Raw genomic sequence first — 16342 nt, 5'->3', positions numbered from 1 at the left:
TTTCACGTCGTGCTTAGTTGCGGGATGGGCGCGGTGTGGGCGTCATGCTCCGGTTCGGGATCGCCCCTCCTGGTTGTGCGGAAGGTGTTGAGCGGCCACCAGAACCAGTGCCCGAGCGCGGCGGCGATCGACGGGGTCATGAAGGAGCGGACGATGAGCGTGTCAACCAGGAGGCCCAAGCCGATGGTGGTGCCCAGCTCTCCGATCACCCGCAGGTCGCTGACGATCATCGATGCCATGGTGAAGGCGAACACCAAGCCGGCCGCGGTGACCACTCGCCCGGATGCGCCCATGCCGCGGATGATTCCGGTGTTGAGGCCGGCGTGGATTTCTTCCTTGAGCCGGGACACGACGAGCAGGTTGTAGTCCGAACCCACCGCCAACAAGATGATCACGGACAGGGGGAGCACGATCCACTGCAGGCCAAGTCCCATGAGGTCCTGCCAGACCAGCACCGACAGACCACAAGCCGTGCCCAGGGACGCGGCCACCGTGCCGACGATGACCAGTGCCGCGACCACGCTACGGGTGATCAGCAGCATGATCGCGAAAATCAGGATCAGCGAGGAGATTCCGGCGACCAGCAGGTCGATGATGACGCCTTCCTGCATGTCGGCATACATCGATGCGGTCCCGGCCACATATACCTTGGACGATTCCAGCGGGGTGCCCTTAATGGCGTCGGCGACCGCGTCCTTGATTCCGGCGACGTGCTTGATTCCCTCGACGGAGGCGGGGTCGCCCTGGTGGGTGATGATGAACCGGACGGCTTTGCCATCGGGGGACAGGAACATCTTCAGCCCGCGTTTGAAGTCGGGGTTTTGAAAGACTTCCGGCGGCAGGTAGAACGAGTCGTCGTTCTTGGCTTCGTCGAAGTATTGGCCCATCAGGGTGGAGCCTCGGCCCCTTCCTGCATGTGGGCTTGGATGCCGGCCATCGTGCTATGCGTCGACAACATGAAGTCACGCATGGTCTTCATCGAGTCGATGGTTTTCGGGAAATCGGCCAGCAGTTGAGGCATCAACCGGTCCAAGTGGTCGAGATCGCCGGTGAGCCCCTGCAGCTTGTCCGAGACCTCGTCGATACCGTCCAACGCATCGAAAATGGACCGCAACGACCAGCAGATCGGGATATCGAAGCAGTGGCGTTCCCAATAGAAATAGCTGCGAATCGGTCGCCAGAAATCGTCGAAATCGGCGATGTGGTCGCGCAATTCATTGGTGGTGTCGACCATGTCATGTGTTCTGCCGACCATGCTGTGAGTGGTCGCGGTGAGATCGCGCATGACGCCATACATGTGCTCCATGACGGCGATGGTCCTGCCCAGCTCGTCGGCCATCTCCAGCATCTGCGCGGTGTTGTCGTTCATAAATTTGGCCGTCTGCAGGGTGCTGGAGTTTTGCATCGCGATCTGGAACGGGATGGAGCTGTGCTCGATCGGCGCCCCCAGGGGTCTGGTGATGGTCTGCACTCGCTCGATGCCACGCAGGTGAAAGACGCTCTTGGCGATGCGGTCGATGACGAGCATGTCGGACGGATCGCGTAGATCATGATCGGCTTCCACCATCAGCAATTCCGGATTCATGCGGGCCTGGGAGAAGTGCCGTTCGGCTGCCGTCATGGCGACGTTGGCGGGCATGTCGGTGGGCGTGAATTTCTGGTCATCGTAATTCGGGACATAGGTCAACAGGCTGATGAAGCCGATGACCGCAATGGCCGCGGTTACCACGATGATTGGCTTGGGCCAGCGCACCACCGCGGTCCCGACTTTGCGCCAGCCGCGTGTGGCCAGCTCACGTTTGGGATCAAACAGGCCGAACCGTGAGCCGACCGCCAGCGTCGCCGGCGCGAGGGTGAGCGCCGCGAAAACGATCACCAACAGCGCTATGGCGCAAGGCAATCCCATGGTTTGGAAATACGGCAACCGGGTCGCCGTGAGGCACATGCACGCGCCGGCGATGGTCAGACCCGAGCCCAGGATGACGTGTGACACGCCGTGGTAGGCCGTGTAGAAGGCTTCCTCCCGGTCCTGGCCGAGCGATCGCGCTTCGTGGTAGCGGCCCAGCAGGAAGATGATGTAGTCGGTTCCCGCGGCGATGCTGAGCATGGTGATCATGCTGACCGCGTACGGCGTGAGGCCGATGATGTTGAGGTTTCCTGCGGTGGCCGTAATGCCCTGGGCCGCAAAGAGTTCGATGCCGATCACCACCAGGCACAGGATGGTCGTGACGACGGATCGGTAGACCAGCAAAAGCATCACGAAGATGACGCCGATGGAGACCAGCGCCATGGTCGCCATGCTCTTATGGCCCACGACGCTGGTGTCGGCGTTGAGCACGGTATTGCCGGCCACGTAAGCTTTGACGCCCGGCGGCGCGGGGGTGTCGGTGACGATCTTGCGCACGGCGGCGACCGACTCGTGGCTGGGTGTGGTGCCTTGCGCGCCGTTGAGGAAGACCTGGACGTAGGCCGCCTTGCCGTCCGGGCTTTGCGACCCGGCGGCGGTCAGGGGGTCGCCCCAGAAGTCCTGGACGTTCTGCACATGCGGGTCGGCTTTGAGCTTGGCCACGATGTGGTTGTAGAAGTCGTGTGCGCTGTCGCCGAGTTTGTCTTGTCCCTCCAGGACCACCATTGCCGTCGAGTCGGTATTGAACTCCTTGAACTTCTGGCCGATGTGCATCATCGCTTTGAACGCGGGGGCGTCTTTGGGGGTCATCGGCACCGAGTGCTGGGTCGCGACGTCGTCAAGGGACGGCGAGAGCACGCCCAGGCCCACGGCGATGAGCAGCCAGAACAGAATCGTCGGGAGCGACAGGAGGCGAACGAGCCGCGCGACCGCCGAGCGGCGAGGCTGCACATGGGCGTTGCTCATACGGATTTCACCAAGCAGTAGATGAACGGCTGGTAGTCGCTGGTTTTGCGGTCGTCGCGCACTTGGCCGTCAACGATGACCCGACACCGCAGGGCGTCGACGTCGGTGCTGCCTTGGGCGACGATGTTGGCCGACATCGACGGCAGCGTCGTCACGATCGTGAACGACCACGGCAGCGGGGCGGCATCGACAAGATGTGGTTGTCCGTTTTCGTCGAGGTAGTTGACGTTCACCGTCCCGCTCGGGGCCCCGGTTATTTCGTAGGTGATGTGTTTGGGGTTGAACGGCTTGGTGTTATCGGCGTTTCCTTCGCCGCCGGTCACCGCGCCGTGAGCGCCGAATGTGTCGCGGATGCGGACAACTGTGTAGGCGCCCAACGCAATCACCACGACAAGAAGCAGCGGCATCCACACCCTTTTGAACACTCGGAACATTCCCTGGCCCCTCGCCCTCCGACAGCTTCTGACAGTGGCGCCCTCGTTGCTCGCGCTTGCGCCTCGCCGCCTACACGGAACTCAAGTTCCGTTTGCATGGAGGAACTGTACAGCACGGCGGGATCCGTCGCTCGTCGGGCGCCGATCAAAGCCCCCACCACCGATCCGCGCAGTTAGGCAGCGGTTTTCGGATTGCGGATTAGGTCGAGTCACTCGACCACTACCGAAGGGGGATCGATCTGGGAGACTGCGGCTGTGAGCGTCGGCGAATCACTGCTCGATACGTTTCCGGGGCGGTTATTCATCGATCACCTGCGGTTCTTCCACCGCCACACTCGTGTTACGCCCACAGCGTTCGTGCGAGCTAGCCGGCCCCGAGACTTGATCGTGGCCGCGACCCACGCGGTCAGCGGCTATCTCTACTCGGACGGCTGCGCCAACGTGATGGACTTCGACACCGACGACCCGGAGCTGTGCGAGTTCAGCGCCGCGGGGCTGGCGGCCTTGTCGAAGCTGTCGACGTTCGACTCACCGCAGATTCACCAGGGAACGGTCGAGTGGTTGCGCGCACCGAGCGTCCGTAATCGGGATCGGTTGTGCGCGTTGCCGTTCGGGGCGTTCTGGACATCGACTCCGATCGACGACGACGAGGACTCATGGACGCTGAGCGGGGAGAACCTGCGTCGCGAAAGCCCCCGTTGGGAAGTGTATTTCGACACGACACATGTTCGGGTCACGCGGATCGATTCGGCTCGCGATTGGCGCGACCTGGTCGAATCGAATCCGGTCACGGCCGACGGCTGCAAGTACCCGGACTGGCCGGCGATCGCAGCATCCTGGGATGCGGTGCACCTGTCGGCCACCGGATTGCTGCTAGCCCATCCCACGATCTCGACGACCCCGTTCGTCACCACCGACGGGTCGGGCCGCGCGCACAGTCGGGCGGGACCCGTTGCGAGCGTTGCGGATTGGTCCGTCGTCTCCACCGCGTGGCTACACCCACCACCCGACGTGGAGCTCAGGCCGGCAGCCGGCGCCCGGTCTTACTGAGCCGCGTCGATGCGTGCCAACGACTCCCGCAAAATCTCGGCGGTGCCTTCCCGGTCCGGGTCGCGGCGCAGCAGCATGCCCTTGGCCATCGAGAGCTTGTCGCCGTTGCGCCGCGGCAGCACGTGCAAATGGATGTGGAAAACCGTCTGGAAGGCGGCGCGGCCGTCGTTGATCGCGATGTTCGTGGCGTCGGCCAGTTCCGTCGCGCGGGCGGCACGCGCGATCCGCTGGCCGAGGGTGACCATGTCGGCCAGCGTCTCCGGCGGGGTGTCGGTGAGGTCTACGGTGTGCCGTTTGGGCAGCACCAGGGTGTGGCCCCGGGTGAACGGGCGGATGTCGAGGATGGCCAGGTAGCCATCGTCTTCGTAGATCCGGATGGCCGGACCGTCCCCGGCGACGATCGCACAGAACACGCAGGACATGTCGCCCACGGTACTGGCCGCCACCATCCGCGGGATACGCTGCCGCAGTGGACCCCAGCGATCTCGCCTTCGCCGGCGCGGTCGCGCAGGCAAGGATGCTGGCCGACGGTGAACTGACCGCGCCGGAGTTGCTCGAAATCTACCTGGAACGAATTGCGCGCCTGGACAACCAGCTGCGCTGCTACCGCGTCGTGCTGTCCGACACCGCGCGTTACGAGGCCGCCGCGGCCCAGGATCGCCTCGACGCGGGCGAGCGGCTGCCGCTGCTCGGCGTGCCGATCGCGATCAAGGACGACGTCGACGTCGCCGGCGAGGTGACGACGTACGGCAGCGGCGGGCACAACCCCGCGGTGACCGCCGACGCGGAGGTGGTCCGGCGGCTGCGCGCCGCCGGTGCGGTCGTCATCGGCAAAACCAATGTGCCCGAGCTGATGATGTTCCCCTACACCGAGTCGTTGACGTTTGGGGCGACCCGCAACCCGTGGAACCTCGGGCGCACGCCGGGCGGCAGCAGCGGGGGCAGTGCCGCCGCGGTGGCCGCCGGGCTGGCGCCGCTGGCGTTGGGCTCCGACGGCGGCGGCTCGATTCGCATCCCGGCGAGTTGGTGCGGTGTGTTCGGCCTGAAACCGCAACGCGATCGGGTGTCGTTGGAGCCGCACGACGACGCGTGGTACGGGCTGAGCGTCAACGGCCCGCTGGCCCGGTCGGTGCTGGACGCGGCGCTGTTCCTGGATGCGACCTCCACGCTGCCGGGTCCGGAGGGCGAGTTCGCGGCGGCGGCCGTGCGCGACCCCGGCCGGTTGCGAATTGCCTTGAGCACCAAGGTCCCAACGCTGCCCGTGAGGGTTGGGCAGGAAGAGCTGGCGGCCGTCCAGCAGGCGGGCGCGTTGCTGCGCGAGCTGGGCCATGAGGTCGTCGTCCGCGACCCCGAGTATCCGCGGCCGGCGATCTACGCGAACTTCCTGCCCCGTTATCTGCGCGGCATCTGCGATGACGCGGACGCGCAGGCCCACCCGGAGCGTCTCGAAGCGCGCACCCGCAACCTGGCGCGCCTGGGATCTTTTTTCTCCGATCGTCGGATGGTCGCGGTGCGCGCGGCGGAGGCGTCGGTGACCGCCCGGGTCCAGTCGATCTTCGACGACGTCGACGTCGTCATCACACCGGCCGCCGCGGAGGGCCCGTCCCGCATCGGCGCCTACCAACACCGCGGCGGAGTGTCGACGCTGCTGCTGGTGGGACAGCGGGTTCCGTACTTTCCGGTGTGGAATCTGACCGGCCAGCCGGCCGCGGCCGTGCCGTGGGACTTCGACGGCGACGGGCTGCCGATCGCGGTGCAGCTGGTCGGCCGGCCCTACGACGAGGCGACGCTGCTGTCGCTGTCCGCGCAGATCGAAGCGGCAAGGCCATGGGCCCACCGCCGACCGCCGGTGTCATGACGGCCGGCGTTGTACGTTGACCACGTGGACGGGGTCGACCACAACATCGACGATCTGCTCGACGGACTCGAGGGTGCCGCGCGCACCGAGCGGGCCGAACTGGTGCGCTGGCTGCTGGAGCAGGGCATCACCGCCGACGAGATCCGCGCGACCAACCCGCCGCTGCTGCTGGCCACCCGCCACCTCATCGGCGACGACGGCACCTACGTCTCCACCCGCGAGATCAGCGAGACCCACGGCGTCGACCTGATGCTGTTGCAGCGGGTGCAGCGTGCCATCGGCCTGGCCCGGGTGGACGACCCCGACGCGGTCGTTCACATGCGCGCCGACGGTGAAGCCGCCGCCTACACCCAGCTGTTCGTCGACCTCGGCCTGGATCCCGATCAGTTGGTGGACGTGGTCCGGGTGCTCGCCGAGGGTCTGTCGCGCGCCGCCGAAATGATGCGCTACACGGCGCTTTCGGCGATCATGCGCCCGGGCGCCACCGAACTGGAAATCGCGAAGGGATCGAAGGCGTTGGTCGGCCAAATCGCGCCGATGCTTGGCCCGATGATCCAGAACATGCTGTTCATGCAGCTGCGGCACATGATGGAGACCGAAGCCGTCAACGCCGGGGAGCGCGCCGCCGGCAAGCCGCTCCCGGGAGCGCGGCAGGTCACCGTCGCCTTCGTCGACCTCGTCGGCTTCACCCGGCTGGGCGAGGTGGTATCGGCCGAGGAGTTGGGGCACCTGGCCAACCGGCTGGCCGACCTCGCCCGCGACATGACGGCCCCGCCGGTGCGGTTCATCAAGACCATCGGCGACGCGGTGATGTTCGTCTGTCCCGATCCGGTGCCACTTTTGGATGTCGTCCTGAAGCTCGTCGAGACCGTCGACACCGACAACGACTTTCCCCGCCTGCGCGCGGGCGTGGCCTCCGGCATGGCGGTGAGCCGGGCCGGCGATTGGTTCGGCAGCCCGGTCAACGTGGCGAGCCGGGTCACCGGCGTGGCGCGCCCGGGTGCCGTGCTGGTCGCGGATTCGGTTTGGGAGGCCCTGGGCGATACCGGCGATACCGGCGAATTCGACGGGTCGTTCGCCGGCGCGCGCCGCCTCAAGGGCATCAAGAACGAGGTCAAGCTGTTTCGGATCCGGCGGGGGAACGGCTCCGCCGGCGGCGGCTGACCCCGCCTCGCCCGGAATGGCGAACAAGCATGGGCAGGCCCGGGCGACCTCTAGGGTGCGTCTGACGAATCGTCGTACGCGGCCGGCTCTACCCCATTTTCCGGCGCTTCGAATCGGTCGCTTCCGGGCCTGCTTCGCTACCAAAAATACGCCTCCGAACAGGCCATATCAACGGGGCTTAGCAACGGCCCGTGCCCGGCCGCAATTTAATCGGCGGCCGCTTGCAGGGAAGCGCCATTTAGATTAAGACGGTCGAACGCTGTTGTGTCGCAATGTAGTTGGGCTGGGGGTTCCCGTTACAAAGGCGGACGCCGCACCGGAAAGACCCGGATGATGCCGTCTAACCCCTCGAAATCATCCGGGTTGGTGGTGTACAGCGGCAACTTTGTGGCGGCCGCGATCGATGCGATCATGAGGTCGGCTAGCCGGCGCCGGGGAGCCTGACCGCGGGCCTGGACTGCGGCGCCGATGCGCCCGAATGCCCGAGCGGCCTCTGTCTCGAACGGAATGGGGTCAAACTCGTTCTCGGCCCGCTGCAGCACATCAGCACGGCGAGCGCGCTCCTCGACGACCCGCGCGTTGTCGCCACGTACCAGGTGTACGCCTGCGGAGAGTTCGGCCAGTGTGATGGCGCTGATGGCCATTTCGTCGGGGAGTTCGTCGGGGTCGATCGTGTGGCGCAGGATCAAGATGTTCGTGTCGAGCAGGCCGCGTTGTGGATCAGCGGGCATACGGGTCGCTCAAGGCCTGGTCGTAGGCGAAGCCTTGGTCGGCCCGGAAGGCCGCGACGTCGATCAGCGGTGCCAATTGCGACCCTCGGGCAAATTCGGCGCGCGAGACGAAACGACGCCGCCGGCGCATGGGGACCAGCTCTCCGATCTGATGTCCGTCACGGGTAACCGTGAAGGAGTCGCCGCGCTCGACGGCGTCCATGATCTCCTTGGACCGCATGCGTAGGTCACGTTGGCTGACTTCGCGTTGAGCGCTCATGTGCCATATGGTAGCACCACGTGCTACGTCATTTCCAGGCAGGTGCCATGAGGTGAGAACGGACAGCCGGGAGCGCATCCGCCAGCGTTGGACGTTCGCGGCGCGCGAACGCTATTCCGCTACGCCTATAACGGTGTAATCATGTAATCATGATTTCCCACCACACACACGGGCGGCGGTACGGCCGCCCCGGCGGCTGGCAGCAGGCCCAGCAGCCCGACGCGAGCGGCGCCGCGGAATGGTTCGCCGGACGCCTCCCCGAGGACTGGTTCGACGGCGATCCCACGGTCGTCGTCGACCGCGAAGAGATCACGGTCATCGGAAAGCTGGCCGACCCCGAGAGCTCCGGCAGCGAAGAGAGCCAGGCCCGCGCCGAAGGCCGGGTCTCGCGATTCCGCGAAGAAACCCGTTCGGAGCGGATGCGCATCGCCGACGAAGCGCAGGATCGCTACGGGCGCAAGGTTTCCTGGGGCGTGGACGTTGGCTCCAAAACCGGCACAGAGCGAATCCTGTTCACGCACATCGCCGTTCCGGTGATGACGCGCTTGAAGCAGCCCGAGCGCCAGGTGCTCGACACATTGGTCGACGCCGGCGTCGCCCGGTCTCGCGCCGACGCGCTCGCCTGGTCGGTCAAGCTGGTCGGTGAGCACGCCGAGGAATGGCTGGCCAAGCTCCGCGGCGCCATGTCGGCCGTCGATGACCTGCGCGCGCAGGGGCCAGATCTTCAGTCGTAGGCCAATGCCACAGTGCCCCTTGGGCATTGGTGTGCGGTCCGCCGGATATCTGGCTATTCGTTGTTGATCTTGGCGACGATCTTGTCGGAGATCTGTTCGCCTTGGTTGCTGATGTGGTATCCGCACGCGTTGACGTCGACGACCACATTGTTCGCCACACCCATCGCGCGCTGGCACTCCCAGCCGTCGGCCCCTTCCTGGATGTCCATCACCGCGATCTTCGGCGGACTGCCGTTGACCTGAGCGAAAGTCCACCGATACGTCTTGCTCTTGTTCGTGACGGTCACCGTCTTGCCGGCGCAGTCGTTCCACTTGCTCGCCGACGCGTCCAGAAATGCCTTGGCTTTGTTGGCGGAGGGAAACGCCACCACGGCCTGGTTGACCCAATGGTCGTAGTTGTCGCCCGGCTCCGACGACACCAGTCCGCTCACCCCGGTGTAGCCGGTGCCCGCGTAGACCGGATCCTGGCTGGTGTACAGCGTTCCCTGGCAGTCGGGCAATGACAGCGTCACCGGGGAGGTGTCCATCGACGTGATGGGCTTGCCGGGTTCCATGGTCGAGGAACCCATGACGGCGTTGATGTCCGACGTGTTCAGCAGAAGGGCGTCGAGACGATCGGCCGGCACCGGGTCGGGCGGCGGTGGCGGTGGTGAGGGTCGGGTGACAAGCCAGATGCCCACGCCGCTGACGATGACGACGAGCACAACGGCGACGGCGGCGATGACGGGCCACGGGTTGCGCTTGGCTTTTGGCGGCGGCTGGTGGCCCTGGTTCCACGGTGTGGGGCCGGAAAGTTGTTGTGGCGGTGGGCCTCCCCAGTTGCCGCTGCCGGTCGGGTAGTACTGCGGGGTCGGTTGGCTGGCGGGCATGGGGCCACTGTCGGGAGCCCACGGGCGGGCGGCTTGCGGCATGGGGTCCGCGGCGGCGGGGTAGGGCGCCGGCGGTGGGGGAGTGGCCGCCAGGGTGGGCCCGGGAGCGGCTGCGGGCTCGCTGGTGGCGGGCAGGGTGGCTTCTTGGCTGCGGCGCAAGATGTTTTCGGCGTGGTCTTGGTCCGGGTCGGTGAGCGCTTCGCGCGCGGCCAGGGCGAGGTCGCCGGCGCTGGCGTAGCGGTCTTCGGGCTTTTTGGCCATGCCGCGCGCGATGACCGCGTCGAAGGCCTTGGGAACGCCCGAACGCAGCGCGCTGGGCTTGGGGATGGGCTCCATCAGGTGCGCGGTGACGAGTGTGCCGGCGCTTTCGGCGCGATAGGGCGGGGCCCCGGTCAACGCCTCGTGCAGAACGCAGGCCAGGGCGTAGATGTCGGCGCGGTAGGTGACCTCGTCGTCGGAAAACCGTTCGGGCGCCATGTATTTCCAGGTACCCACCGCGGTGCCCAGTTGGGTCAGTTTTTCGTCGGTGGTGGCACTGGCGATGCCGAAGTCGACCAGGTAGGCAAAGTCGTCGCGGGTGACCAGGATGTTGGGCGGCTTGACGTCGCGGTGCATCACCCCGGCGGCATGGGCGGCGTCGAGGGCCGAGGCGATCTGGGTGATGATGGCCACCGCGCGCGGCGGGGTCAGCGGGCCGTAGCGCTTGAGCAGGGTGTCCAGGTCGGTGCCCTCAATGAGGCGCATCTCCATGTACATTTGCCCGTCGATCTCGCCGTACTCGTGGATGGGCACCACATGGGGTTCCTGCAAACGGCCGGCCGTACGGGCTTCGCGCTTCATCCGCTCCCGAAACACCGGGTCCCTGCTGAATGTGTCCGACATCAGCTTGACCGCCACCGTCCACTCCTTGACGGTGTGCTCGGCCTCGTACACCTCGCCCATTCCACCGCGTCCCAGCAGCCGCTTTAGGTGATAGGGCCCGAACATCGAACCCGCCCGTGAGGCCTGCGCGTCACTCATCCCTGACCCTCCAAACCCACCCCGGACCCGCCGACCATACCAACAAAACTCCAGCCCGGAGCCCGACCACAATCGGCACGGCCAGCAACCATGACGGTAGGCCCCCGGCCGATTCGCCGCAGGATAACCGCGACATTCGTCGCTGGGTGCCGCCGGTGATCACGCTCCCGTCGGAAGCTAGGCGGGCGCCTCGACGGGCCGTCGCCACAGCAGGAGGTAACGCCAGAACAGGAGCCGGCGCACGCGGGCGCGAGGCAGCACCGCCGCCGCGACTTCACGGGCTTGACGGGTCGTCAGCGGGGCGAGCACCTTCGGCATCGCCTGATTCGTCGGCTCCAGCCGATACCAACCGCTGGAGCCGGTCGTCCTGAGTGCTGCGAATAGGGCACCGAACACGCGATTGGCCACTGCGGCAACGATTTCGATCGGTATCTCGCGGGGCAAGTCGGACCGGGGCAAGACCACCGCGGCGAGGACACCGCCCGGGCGCAGTGCCGGCGCCAGATGCCGCAGCGCGTCGTCGAGCGGCATGTGATGCAACGCGGTGATCGACACGATCGCGTCGTAGTGCGTGGCCGGCAGGGACAGCTCCATCACGTCGGCGAGAATGCACGTGACGTTGGCCGGTGCGCGCTGCCGGGCCGCCTCGATCATCGCCGCCGACCTGTCGACCGCGTCAACGTGCTCGACGTGGTCGGCCAGTCTGGCGGCGAAAGCTCCTGCGCCGCAACCGACGTCGAGGACACGTCCGCATCGCTGGGGTAGGTGATTCAGAAGCACTCGCTGGTAGTAGGCGTTGTGGTCCCAGCCCAGCCGACTCGCGCTCACACGGGCCAGCGTATCCGCGCCGAATACTGGCTCGCTGCCTCACGAGTGAACTTGTACAGCTGGTCCAGGTTCGGCCCCTGTGGCGTGCCGCCGGCGAGCGCGACCATCATGGTGTGCTGATTGGTCTCACCTGTGGCTCGTTGCCCTTGTATGTGCCGCAAGCGATTTGGCCGAGGATGGTGTGCGGTTCCTGCCCGGCCGGTGACCGCTTCGGGCCGAGCCGCGATTGGTCAGTGTGCAGCGATAAGCGTCGATTGTCGGCAACCCGGTGGCGGCCGGCGTCGGAGGTTTGCTGCTCGGTGCGGTGTGGTTGAGCAAATATGTGTCGGCAATGGCTCATCGGTAGTTGCGCGTTGAACTAAAATTCGGGGGGGGGGGTAACTCCAAGCTATAAAAACTATGTGCAAGCACAGATTACTTGAATTGGCTAAGTTTGCGACAAATTATCTTCATGTTACAGAGTTGAACCGTTAGGCCCAAAGCCGCCCGTAACCGAACCTTGGCTCAGCTACCTTCTGACCATCCGAATTCGACTCGCCGATCAAAGGAGATGGTCGTGGATCTCGCAGCCCGCCCCCACATCACCGCAGGAGTTGCCCTGGCCAGCGCCGCTGTCATCGCCGCTGGGCCCATCGCCCAGCACCTACCCGATTTTCACCTGACCCGACACCTCCCCGAGGTGAGCGTGTCCGACATCAGTCTCACCGACGCCGCCACCAGCACGGTCGACCTGTTCGGCGGTGTGCAGAGCCAGCTTGCCTCGCTCGCAAACGGAGCAGCCGCGGCCGCTCTGCCCGCACCCCCGACCGGACTGCCTCTCCCCGTCCAGACGTGGGTTGACACTTTCGCGACGGCGGGCACCAACTTGCAGAAACTTTACAATGGCTGGAATCCTCCCGCTGCGCTCCTGCAGCAGTTTGCGGCCAACCTGGTCGAGTACGGGAACATCTATGTCGGGGCGTACCAAACCGCTGCGCAAGACAGCATTAATTACATCTTCGGAGCAAAAGCAAGCGATCTTGGGCCGCTTCTCCACACAGCGTTCACTGATCTCATATCGGGCAACGTTCAGACCGGGCTGAACGACCTGTGGACAGCTCTGTACTCGAACACATTTACTAATATCCTGTATCCGCTCGAAGCAATTCTAAAGATCCCTGTGGACATCACCCAGAATCTCGCGAATGCTACGGATTCTCTTCTCACCGGGGGCGTAACGGAACTCGGTAGCCTGGCTCTCGGATTTCCCACCTACCTTGAGGAAGCGTTCTCCAAGGGCGCTCAGGCGGTTGTTACTTCGTGGGATTCCGGGAATTATTTGGGTGCTGCGACCAACTTGCTCAATATCCCGGGCGCTGTGGCCTATCAGTTCCTCAATGGGACTATCGCTAAGTACCCTTCATATGGTCTGCTCACCCAGAACTTTGGTGTGCTTAACACTCTGTCTATACAGATCCCTCAACAACTTGCTAATTCAATCGTTGCTCCCAACGCGACCAATATCATGAGCGGCGGCAGTCTCTCGGCTGCGTTCCAGCAATTGGTGAACACGTTCCTCAACGGCTGGCCGTCCCTGAGTCCTGTCATCGGCAGCATTAGTAATGGATTGACTTCGCTGCTGCAGAGCGTCCCCTCGGTCGTGTCGAATCTCCCGTCGATATTGGGCAACCTTGCCGGAACGGTCGCAACCCAGATCGGGTCGTGGATCGCTGCCCTCCTCAAGTTGCTTTGAGTCCAGTGGAGGTCGCCGATGCGAGCCGGTGACCGCCAACGGCGATTGGCCCCCTTCTTGCCGAAGGGGGCCAATCCGCTTTTGTTGACATGCTTTTCAGCCGAGCGGTTCGGATTGATATCGGCGAATGCCAGCTGGAAGACACTTGACCAGGTTTATCCCTAACGCCGATGGTGTGTGGCTGCCGACGAAGATGGCCGTCGCCGGTTGCGGATCACCGGCCACCGCTTTTTTCTCGTTCGTCATCGCCGTCGCGCCAACCCGCAACGCATCGAAGCCGTCGACAAATCCAGAAGGGGCAAACGTTAGGTCGAGATCCCCGAAACGAGTCGTCAAGTTCAGCACGCTCATACCCTGCAACGACTCCGCCGAGGCGCTGAACGGTAGTGCCTCGGTCCCGGCGGCGCGGATCTTGGCTCCGAGATCGGTAAGCGCGGCAGCCAGATTCGCCAAGTTGGGCCCCGGTCGCGCCGGCACGATGTCGATGTCGATCGTGGCCATTCCCGACCCCCGCAGCAGGGCGGCATAGCCGCCGATCAACACGTAGTCGACCTCGTGGCAAGCGAGCACTTCCAGAATGGCCGCGGGATCGAATTCAGGCACGCGTTGTCTCACGGGCCAGGCGCGCCTGCTCGGCCTGTATCTGCTCCCGCTCCGACGGACTGCGCCGCTGCTCCTGCTCCCACAACACGTCGTCGTGATCGTCGTATGGCACTATCCGTGTGGACAGCGACAGGTCCACGGCTGCAAGGATTTTCGCCATCGTAGGGTGGGTCGGCTGGCGCGCCCCCGACTCAATCTTGGCGATAGTGCTGTATGGCACACTAGCCTTGGCCGCCAACTGACGCTGCGTCAAACCCGTCTTCGCGCGCACTACCCGCAGGACGCTCCCCGCCCACGCATCGATGCTGCGCTGCGTACGAGGACCGATGACCGCCACGTCGTTATGCTATCTCATAGGGTCGCACCGGCGACGGTGTCAGTTTTATCTTCTGGCTAGCCAATTGGCCCGGGCACAGCGGCTGGACGCCGGCGCGACAACGCCCATGACGTAGCGCGACGCCCTGGAACCGCCGGCAACAACTCATCCCTGCAGGTTGTCGACTTTCATCGGAAAGCGTTGTCCGGCTGGTACTTTTAAGCATCTCGCGGCCCAAACTCGTTTTTGGAACTGACGATCATGGCGGTTGCGGGCACCCCCGGCTGACCGGGCCATCGATTTGGACCACCACGACGACAACGGGCCCTGGAAGGGGCGATCGCGCTTTCCGAACTGACGCCGAACATGCAGTTGGTGCCCACACAGGGACGGCGTCGTGCTGAATAGGGACATTCGCCATAGTTGTGGCAAACGCATGTTAGTAGTTGTCCGCTGGTAGTTGCGCATTGAACTAAAATTCGGGGGGGGGGGTAACTCTGGGCTATAAAAACAGCACACAAGCATTCATTACTCTACTGTATAAAGTTTGCGGAGCGCTTTGCTCATATTCCCAAATTCGTCAATCTGACCCCAATCGGCCCGAGACTCAGGTTCTTCTCAGCTACGTTCTGACCATCATCATTCGACTCGCCGATCAAAGGAGATGGTCGTGGATCTCGCAGCCCGCCCCCACATCACCGCTGCGGCCACTTTGGCCGCCGCCAGCATCATCACCGTAGCCCCCATCACCCAGCACCTACCCAATTTTTACCTGGGCCAACAGCTCTCCCAAGTGAGCCTGTCGGAGATTCAGCTCACCGACGCCACCAGCGGCATGATGGATCTGTTCTCCGGGGTGGAGAACGAACTCGTGTCGATCTCCCACGGGGCAGCCGCGGGCGCGGTGCCCGCGAGCGTCGTCGACGAGTTCGGGTCGTGGCTTCCTGCCCGAACGTGGATTAACGCTCTAACGACAGCCAACAGCAATATCCAATCGCTATATCAGCTGTTTGAAGCGCACCCCTTCCCCCTTTTGCAACAGGTAGCGGCGAACTTCCTGCAGTACGGGTACTTGTACGTGCATGACTACCATCTGGCCGCGAACGCCGCTTCCAATTACTTCTTAGGGGGCGACTTCATATCGTTACTTCAAAGGGCTTGGTCTGGTTACCTGTCGGGGAACTTCGCGGTGCTGAACTCGTCCCTGTTCGACGCGTTTTATGACTTCCCACTCACAGAAATAGGTGAGCCGCTCGAACCGATCCTGAGACTCCCTAGCTTCATGCTGCAAAACGCCACCAATATTGCTAACTACCTCGCGGTCACCGGTGTCGCGGACTTCGTTGCCCAAGGCGGCCTCGCAGTTCCCGGCAATACCTCCAACGCGATCGGCGCCGGCATTCAAGCCATCGCCAACTCCTGGGCGACCGGAGATCCGTCCGGGCTTGCGACCAATATCCTTAACATGCCCGGGTTAGTAGCCAACGTATTTCTCAACGGCAACAAAACGGCCCTGGGGTATTCCGGCGGTCTGATCAGCAACCACATCAGCATCGGCAAGTATCTGACCTCGCAGATCCCCCAACAGATCGCGGCAGATATCGTCGCCCCGAACGCCCAGAACATCATGAGCGGTGGTTCCCTTCAGGTTGCAGCACAGACCTTCTGGACCACGCTAACCCAAGGCTGGCCCCCCTTCGGTAACTACCTCGCAGGCGTCCCTGGCCAGTTGACATCACTGCTGCAAAGCATCCCCTCGATCGTGTCGAACCTCCCAGAAGCATTGAGTGGCTTCGCCACAGCTCTCGGAGGGGTTGCAGGACAACTAGGAACGCTGCTCATCAACCTCCTCAAATTGCTCTGAATCCGGCG

General features: G+C 64.2%; 14 protein-coding genes and 1 pseudogene. 6 read left to right on the top strand and 9 right to left on the bottom strand.

Features of this window, described 5'->3' with window-relative positions:
- Positions 1 to 2: 2 nt before the first annotated feature.
- Together K3U93_RS17895 and K3U93_RS17890 are read right to left on the bottom strand one after the other, a co-directional pair.
- Positions 3 to 2872 (bottom strand): annotated as a pseudogene (locus tag K3U93_RS17895) (MMPL/RND family transporter).
- Positions 2869 to 3306, bottom strand: a complete 438-nt coding sequence (locus tag K3U93_RS17890; protein WP_217808434.1) for an MmpS family transport accessory protein — start codon at positions 3304 to 3306, stop codon at positions 2869 to 2871. Before K3U93_RS17890 ends, K3U93_RS17895 begins: the two are co-directional and overlap by 4 nt.
- Positions 3307 to 3561: 255 nt before the next feature.
- Between K3U93_RS17890 and K3U93_RS17885 the strand changes: the two genes are divergently transcribed.
- Complete coding sequence (locus tag K3U93_RS17885) at positions 3562 to 4356, top strand: hypothetical protein (RefSeq protein ID WP_083011150.1); 795 nt, start codon at positions 3562 to 3564, stop codon at positions 4354 to 4356.
- Here the strand turns inward: K3U93_RS17885 and K3U93_RS17880 are convergent.
- Positions 4350 to 4778, bottom strand: a complete 429-nt coding sequence (locus tag K3U93_RS17880) for an HIT family protein (RefSeq protein WP_083011193.1) — start codon at positions 4776 to 4778, stop codon at positions 4350 to 4352. The genes K3U93_RS17885 and K3U93_RS17880 overlap by 7 nt on opposite strands.
- A gap of 47 nt (positions 4779 to 4825) precedes the next feature.
- Here K3U93_RS17880 and K3U93_RS17875 point away from each other — a divergent pair, with 47 nt between their 5' ends.
- The gene (locus tag K3U93_RS17875; protein ID WP_083011151.1) at positions 4826 to 6214 is read left to right on the top strand and encodes an amidase; all 1389 of its coding nucleotides are present in this window, start codon (positions 4826 to 4828) and stop codon (positions 6212 to 6214) included.
- Between the two features lie 9 nt (positions 6215 to 6223).
- Positions 6224 to 7378, top strand: coding sequence for an adenylate/guanylate cyclase domain-containing protein (locus K3U93_RS17870; protein WP_083011152.1), 1155 nt, complete (start codon positions 6224 to 6226; stop codon positions 7376 to 7378).
- Positions 7379 to 7674: 296 nt separating this feature from the next.
- On the opposite strand, the gene K3U93_RS17865 is transcribed toward K3U93_RS17870, so the two are convergent.
- Together K3U93_RS17865 and K3U93_RS17860 are read right to left on the bottom strand one after the other, a co-directional pair.
- Entirely contained in the window at positions 7675 to 8109 is a 435-nt protein-coding gene (locus K3U93_RS17865) for a type II toxin-antitoxin system VapC family toxin (RefSeq protein ID WP_083011153.1), read from the bottom strand.
- On the bottom strand, positions 8099 to 8368 hold the full coding sequence (locus tag K3U93_RS17860; protein WP_083011154.1) for a type II toxin-antitoxin system Phd/YefM family antitoxin: 270 nt from the start codon (positions 8366 to 8368) through the stop codon (positions 8099 to 8101). Before K3U93_RS17860 ends, K3U93_RS17865 begins: the two co-directional genes overlap by 11 nt.
- A 149-nt stretch (positions 8369 to 8517) precedes the next feature.
- Here K3U93_RS17860 and abmR point away from each other — a divergent pair, with 149 nt between their 5' ends.
- The gene (gene abmR / locus K3U93_RS17855; RefSeq protein WP_083011155.1) at positions 8518 to 9102 is read left to right on the top strand and encodes an ATP-binding transcription factor AbmR; all 585 of its coding nucleotides are present in this window, start codon (positions 8518 to 8520) and stop codon (positions 9100 to 9102) included.
- A gap of 53 nt (positions 9103 to 9155) precedes the next feature.
- Here abmR and K3U93_RS17850 read toward each other — a convergent pair whose 3' ends face one another.
- Both K3U93_RS17850 and K3U93_RS17845 read right to left on the bottom strand, forming a co-directional pair.
- Positions 9156 to 10991 (bottom strand): serine/threonine-protein kinase PknH/PknJ, encoded by a 1836-nt coding sequence (locus K3U93_RS17850; RefSeq protein WP_083011156.1) that lies wholly within the window; start codon positions 10989 to 10991, stop codon positions 9156 to 9158.
- A gap of 177 nt (positions 10992 to 11168) precedes the next feature.
- Positions 11169 to 11819: a class I SAM-dependent methyltransferase gene (locus K3U93_RS17845; protein WP_083011157.1), complete on the bottom strand. Its 651-nt coding sequence runs from the start codon at positions 11817 to 11819 to the stop codon at positions 11169 to 11171.
- A 550-nt stretch (positions 11820 to 12369) separates the two neighbouring features.
- Between K3U93_RS17845 and K3U93_RS17840 the strand changes: the two genes are divergently transcribed.
- The gene (locus tag K3U93_RS17840; protein ID WP_071509186.1) at positions 12370 to 13551 is read left to right on the top strand and encodes a hypothetical protein; all 1182 of its coding nucleotides are present in this window, start codon (positions 12370 to 12372) and stop codon (positions 13549 to 13551) included.
- A 96-nt stretch (positions 13552 to 13647) separates the two neighbouring features.
- On the opposite strand, the gene K3U93_RS17835 is transcribed toward K3U93_RS17840, so the two are convergent.
- Together K3U93_RS17835 and K3U93_RS17830 are read right to left on the bottom strand one after the other, a co-directional pair.
- Positions 13648 to 14094, bottom strand: coding sequence for a hypothetical protein (locus tag K3U93_RS17835; protein WP_139797045.1), 447 nt, complete (start codon positions 14092 to 14094; stop codon positions 13648 to 13650).
- Between the two features lie 52 nt (positions 14095 to 14146).
- Positions 14147 to 14491 (bottom strand): helix-turn-helix transcriptional regulator, encoded by a 345-nt coding sequence (locus K3U93_RS17830; RefSeq protein WP_083011159.1) that lies wholly within the window; start codon positions 14489 to 14491, stop codon positions 14147 to 14149.
- A 643-nt stretch (positions 14492 to 15134) separates the two neighbouring features.
- Between K3U93_RS17830 and K3U93_RS17825 the strand changes: the two genes are divergently transcribed.
- Positions 15135 to 16334, top strand: a complete 1200-nt coding sequence (locus K3U93_RS17825; RefSeq protein ID WP_083011160.1) for a hypothetical protein — start codon at positions 15135 to 15137, stop codon at positions 16332 to 16334.
- The last annotated feature ends 8 nt before the right edge of the window (positions 16335 to 16342 follow it).

Source organism: Mycobacterium malmoense (assembly GCF_019645855.1).
Classification (GTDB): Bacteria; Actinomycetota; Actinomycetes; order Mycobacteriales; family Mycobacteriaceae; genus Mycobacterium; species Mycobacterium malmoense.
This window is presented reverse-complemented; position numbering and strand designations above follow the sequence as displayed.